Here is a 5,817-nt window from a genome sequence, read left to right on the forward strand (position 1 = left end):
GAGTTTGAGCATGGGATCCCCCCTTTTTTTGATGTGTGGCGCTTGATTCTTGGTGAGCCGAGCTCATGGCGCATCATCTGTTTAGGGGAGCTTTGGCAGCGGGAGGCCCAATTGCCAATATTGCCCAATTGCCGATTGGAGTGTGAGCACGCCGTCGTGCCTTAGCCAACGATTCCGCTGGGAACGTGGCTGGCGTTGGGTCTTTACGAGCTAGTCTGGAATGAGGTGATATCGGGACGGCCGGGCAAGTGGAGCGTTGCCACCACCTCCGGGGTTTGCGCCAGCAATTGGCCCTTCTTCCACACTTTTAATCGGTTCGCCCGCAAGCGGATTGCCTCCACCGGGTCGCGCGCCTGCAGCAACACAAAGCTCGCGTCGCAGCCTACGTCCAGGCCATAGCCCTGCAAATGCATGACCCTGGCGGCATTGACCGTCACCGCGTCGAAGCACTGGCGTATGCCTTTCTGGCTGGTCATTTGCGCCACGTGCAGGCCCATGTGCGCCACTTCCAGCATGTCGCCGCTGCCCATGCCGTACCAGGGGTCCATCACGCAGTCGTGACCGAAGGCGACGTTGACACCGGCGGCTATGAGTTCGGGCACGCGGGTCATGCCGCGGCGCTTCGGGTACGTGTCGTGGCGGCCTTGCAGGGTGATATTGATCAGCGGGTTGGCGATGACGCTGACGCCACTCTCGGCGATAAGCGGCAGCAGCTTGCTGACATAGTAGTTGTCCATGCTGTGCATGGAGGTGCAGTGGCTGCCGTTGACGCGGCCCTGCAGGCCCAGGCGCTGGGTTTCGTCGGCCAGGGTTTCGATATGGCGGGAGAGCGGGTCGTCGGATTCATCGCAGTGCATGTCGACCAGCAGGCCGCGTTCGRCCGCAATCTCGCACAGCAACTTCACGCTGGCTGCGCCGTCGGCCATGGTGCGTTCAAAGTGGGGGATGCCGCCGACCACGTCCACGCCCTTGTCGAGTGCGCGCTCCAGGTTGTTGATACCGCCTTTTGTTCGCAGCACGCCGTCTTGCGGGAAGGCGACCAGTTGCAGGTCGATGTATGGGGCGACCTGCTTTTTGACTTCAAGCAATGCGTCTACCGCCAATAGGCTGGGTTCGCTGGTGTCCACGTGGCTGCGAATGGCCAACAGCCCTTTGGCGACGGCCCAGTCGCAGTAGGTGAGGGCGCGTTCGATAAGCGCTTCGGCTGTGAGCAGGGGCTTCAGTTCACCCCAAAGCGCGATGCCTTCGAGCAGCGTCCCGCTTTCATTGACACGTGGCAGGCCGTAACTGAGCGTGGCGTCCATGTGGAAGTGCGGGTCGACAAAAGGCGGGCTCAGCAGGTAGCCACCGGCGTCTACCGTTTCATGGGCTTGCGCGCGCAGGCCACCAGGTGCGACTTCGGCGATTTTGCCGTTCTGGACGGCGATGGTCATGCCGGTGCGGCCGTCGGGCAGGCTGGTGTTGTTGATCAGCAGGTCAAGCATGGGAAAGGTGCTCCATTTCTTCTGCGCGGTCAGGCTGTGGGCGCTGTGTTGTCGCGCGTGGTTTTGCCCCAATCTTTTTGGGGCAAGCGGTACAGGCGGTGTCGCCGCACCGGGCTGTCGGCTGGTACGGAAGGGTGGTCAAACTGTTCACCGGGGCTTTCCTGCATTCCCAAACGGTGCATTACGGCGCGGGAGYGAGCGTTGTTGAGGCTGGTGAAGGCCACGATTTCGTCCAGCTGCAAGACGTCAAACCCGATGCGCAGCGCCAGGCGTGCGGCTTCCTGGGCTAGGCCGTGGCCCCAATAGGGCTGGGCCAGGCGCCAGCCGATTTCAACGCAAGGGTTGAAGGGCAGATCCGCGGTCGGGCTGTTCAGGCCCACGAAGCCGATGAACTGAGGTGCATGGGTGCCCGCTGGYCGGTATTCCGCTGCCCACAGGCCCCAGCCACGTTCGGTGATCGAGGTGCTGATGCGGTCAACCAGCGCGTCACTTTGCGCGCGTGTAAGCGTCGCGGGAAAGTGTTCCATGACCTTGGGGTCTGCATTCAGTGCGGCAAAGGGAGTGCGGTCATCGGCCACCCAGGGGCGCAGGCGTACGCGCGCGCCTGCCAGAAAGGCGGGAGGGACGGCGACGTGGCCTGAGGGCGTGCTGCGCATGGACTAACGCTCTCCTTTGCGGTAGCGATACTGGCCGATTTCTGGACCGACCTCGATGGTGACGCGGCGCAGCCTGTCGTCATGGCCGGAGGCGGCGCGCGCCGTGAGCACAATGCCGCGTGGCGTTGTGCGGCAGGTGAGACCGCTGAGCATGATTTCCGAGTGGTCGTTGTTCAATTCGGCGATCCCCACGGTGTGCCCGGCATGCAGGCTGCCATTGGCATCGCGTGTCATCCACTGGATGTAGAGGAATGATTGTGCGTACTGGTCTGCGTGCACGACGCGGTAGGTGCCCTGGCGGCCTTTGCCCCATGTGCCGCACATTTGCACCCAGCTGACGGCGTCAGGCGTCTTGAAGCTGTCGTAGCTGTAGTCACTGCCCAGTGCCTGCGCGTTGGCGCAGCCCAGTGCCAGCAAGGCTGCCAGCAGTGTGCCGCGTGGGGCAAGGGGTGTCGTCATCATCAGCGTTCGCCTTTTCGGTAAGGTTTCATCAACGCCTGAGGATACGCCGCCTTGCGCGCCACCAGCACCAGCGCCAGGATGGAAAGGGCGTAGGGCAGCATCAGGTACACCTGATAGGGCACATTCACGATGCCCGAGGTTTGCAGGCGCAGCTGCAGTGCGTCGAAGAAAGCGAACAGCAGCGCGCCCAGCAGCGCCTTGCCGGGCCGCCAGGAGGCAAACACCACCAGTGCCACACACACCCAGCCGCGGCCATTGACCATGTTGAAGAAAAAGGCGTTAAACGCCGACAGCGTGAGGAAGGAGCCCGCCACGCCCATGAGCGCCGAGCCGGCCACGATGGCGGCGGTGCGGGTGGCGGCGACGGAGACGCCCTGGCCTTCGGCGGCCTGGGGGTTCTCGCCGACCATGCGGATGGCCAGGCCCGCCGGCGTGCGGTAGAGCAGCCAGGCGATCAGCGGCACCAGCGCTAGTGCCAGCAACGTGAGCGAGGTCTGCGCTGCCACCACGTTCAGCCCGCCGCCGGGAAAGCCGTCGAGCCAGTGCATGGGGGCGAAGGGTGTGATGGTGGGTGGCGTGTCGACTTTGGGAAAGCTGACGCGGTAGCCGTAATAGCTGAGCGAGGTGGCCAGCAAGGTGATGCCAAGCCCGGACACGTGCTGGGACAGCGCCAGGCCGACTGTGAGGAAGGCGTGCAGCAGGCCGAACACCGCACCGGTAAGCGCCGCCACGCCCACGCCTGCCCACAGCGGCGCGCCGCCGTACACGGCCAGCCAGCCGCTGAAGGCGCCGGCGACCATGATGCCCTCGATGCCCAGATTGAGCACGCCGGCGCGTTCACACAGCAGCACGCCCAGCGTGCCAAGGATGAGCGGCGTGGCGATGCGCAGCACGGCTATCCAGAAGGGCGCTGCGGTAAGGATATCGAGCATTTCAGCCATGCAGGACGCCTTTTCCCGTTGGCTTGCAGGTTGCTGGTGCTATGGATTTAATAGCTGGTTGCGCTTGTCTGTATTGGCTTTTGGCTATTATTTGCTTAAGAGCTGTGCGTGTAGCTTCAGCCCGGGCGGCAGTGGCCGCATGGGTTGGCAGGGCGCGGGTGCTGAAGAATTTCATGCGGCCCGGCCTTTTTCTTTTACGACCAGCCGGTATTGCGTCATCAACGTGGCCACCAGCACCGAGATCAGCGACGCCGCCACGATGACGTCAGCGATATAGGTGGGCACGCCCACGGCGCGGCTCATGGTGTCGGCGCCGACCAGCACGCCCGCCACAAACACGGCTGCCGCCAGAACGCCCAGGGGGTTGAGTGCGGCCAGCATGGCGATCACGATGCCGGTGTAGCCGTAGCCGGGTGACATGTCGAGCGTGACGTAGCTGGTGCGGCCCGCCACCTCAATGGCGCCGGCCAGCCCAGCCAGAGCACCCGACAACAGCGCAACCAGCACCACCGTGCGGGTGGCGGGCACGCCGGCGAATGCCGCGGCTTTGGCGTTGGCGCCCACGGCGCGTATGTCAAAGCCCAGTACGGTGTACTTCAGCAAGGCCCACAGCGCTATAGCCAGCGCGGCGGCCCACAGCAGTCCGGTGTGGATGCGTGTCTGCGCGACGAGCCTGGAAAGCTCCAGCTCGCCCTGCAGCGCCACGCTTTGCGGCCAGCCCATGGCAGTGGGGTCTTTCATGGGGCCGTCGAGCATCGCCGACACGAACAGCAGCATGATGAAGTTGAGCAACAGGGTGGTGACGACTTCATCGACACCCAGGCGGGCCTTCAGCAAGGCCGGGCCCAGCAACAGCAGTGCGCCGGCAATGGCGGCGGCCAGCATCATCAGCCCGAACAGCAGCCAGATGGGCAAATCAAAACCGCTACCCCCGTGCATGCCGCCCACAGCCACGGCGGCCAGCGCGCCGGCATAAAGCTGGCCTTCCGCGCCAATGTTGAAAAGCCTCGCCTTGAAGGCCACCGTGGCGGCCAGGCCGGTCAGGATGAGGGGCACCGCACGGGTGAAAGTTTCGCTGAGGGCGAAGACGGAGCCAAAGCCGCCCTTGAACAGCAGCACATAGGTTTGGCCCAGCGGCGCGCCGGCCCATAGCACCAGCAGTGCGCTGATCAGCAGGGTGAAGGCGATGGCGCCGATGGGCGCGAGCACTAGGGCCAGCTTCGAAGTCTGGGTGCGCTTTTCGAGCCTCATGCTGGCACCCCCGGCTCTGACTCGGCGTTGATCCCCGCCATCGCCAGCCCAATGGCCTCGCGTGTCCAGGCTTCGGCGGGCAGGGCCTCCGTCAGCTGGCCCGCGTGCATCACCGCCACACGGTCGCCGAGTGCCATCACTTCGTCCAGGTCGTCAGAAATGACCAGCACGGCCGCGCCGGCGTCTCGCGCAACGATCAGTTGCTGCTGTACATAAGCGACGGCGCCGATGTCCAGGCCCCAGGTGGGCTGGTGGGCAACGATGAGTTTCGGCGCTTCGGGCGCTCTGGGCGATGAGGCGTCCGCAGAAGGGGAAACCAGGGCCCGCCCGAGGATCAGCTTTTGCATGTTGCCGCCCGACAGAGAGCGCGCGGCGGTGTGCGGCCCACCGCCGCGCACGTCAAACTCGCGCATGATGCGGGCCGCATGGGCCTGCGCGGCCTTGCGCTTGACCCACAGCGTTTTGGAAAACGCCGGGCTGCGCAAGCGCTCTGACACGGCGTTTTCCCAGACGCTGAGGTCGCCAACCACGCCCACGCCATGCCGGTCTTCGGGGATGCGCGCCACGCCCTGAGTGACCAGCCAGGCCGGCGATGCCTTCATGGGCTGGCCCAGAAATGTCACGGAGCCCTGGCTGGCGGTGCGGGTGCCGCACAGCAGATCGGCCAGGGCCAGCTGGCCGTTGCCGGATACACCCGCAATGGCGACGATTTCACCGGCCTTGAGTTCGAGGGAAACGCCATCCAGGCGGTCTTGCCCCGCATCGGCCGTGCTGACGCCTTCCAGCGTGCAGACCGGCAGGCCGGTTGACGGCGCGGGGCGGCGCTGTGTGCTGGTGACGGCATGGCCCACCATCCATTGCGCCAGCTGCGCCTGGCTGGTGCCGRCGGCTGGTGCTTCGGCCACCAGCTTGCCACCGCGCAGCACAGCCACACGGTTTGACACGCGCAGCACCTCGCCCAGCTTGTGACTGATGAAAATGATGGACAGGCCCTGCGCCACCATCTGGCCCAGCGTGCCGAAG

At 64.9% G+C, this 5,817-nt stretch carries 6 protein-coding genes; all 6 read right to left on the reverse strand.

The features are described from left to right. Positions 1–203 precede the first annotated feature (203 nt). Positions 204–1,484 carry an amidohydrolase family protein gene (locus tag AC1D1P_RS12515; RefSeq protein WP_477673202.1) on the reverse strand — a complete coding sequence of 427 codons (1,281 nt, stop codon included), beginning with the start codon at positions 1,482–1,484 and terminating at the stop codon, positions 204–206. Between the two features lie 29 nt (positions 1,485–1,513). Continuing rightward, a complete protein-coding gene (locus tag AC1D1P_RS12520) occupies positions 1,514–2,140 on the reverse strand; it encodes a GNAT family N-acetyltransferase (RefSeq protein ID WP_477673203.1) in 627 nt (208 codons plus the stop codon). A gap of 3 nt (positions 2,141–2,143) precedes the next feature. Next, on the reverse strand, positions 2,144–2,602 hold the full coding sequence (locus AC1D1P_RS12525) for a hypothetical protein (RefSeq protein WP_477669471.1): 459 nt from the start codon (positions 2,600–2,602) through the stop codon (positions 2,144–2,146). After that, positions 2,602–3,543, reverse strand: coding sequence for an ABC transporter permease (locus tag AC1D1P_RS12530; RefSeq protein WP_477669472.1), 942 nt, complete (start codon positions 3,541–3,543; stop codon positions 2,602–2,604). The genes AC1D1P_RS12525 and AC1D1P_RS12530 overlap by 1 nt, the downstream gene beginning before the upstream one ends. A gap of 171 nt (positions 3,544–3,714) precedes the next feature. After that, the gene (locus AC1D1P_RS12535; protein WP_477673204.1) at positions 3,715–4,794 is read right to left on the reverse strand and encodes an ABC transporter permease; all 1,080 of its coding nucleotides are present in this window, start codon (positions 4,792–4,794) and stop codon (positions 3,715–3,717) included. After that, positions 4,791–5,817: ATP-binding cassette domain-containing protein (locus AC1D1P_RS12540; protein WP_477673205.1), on the reverse strand; the 1,027-nt coding region annotated here is incomplete at its 5' end. The genes AC1D1P_RS12540 and AC1D1P_RS12535, both read right to left, overlap by 4 nt.

The sequence above is a fragment of the Polaromonas sp. P1_E1_2 genome (assembly GCF_056406035.1).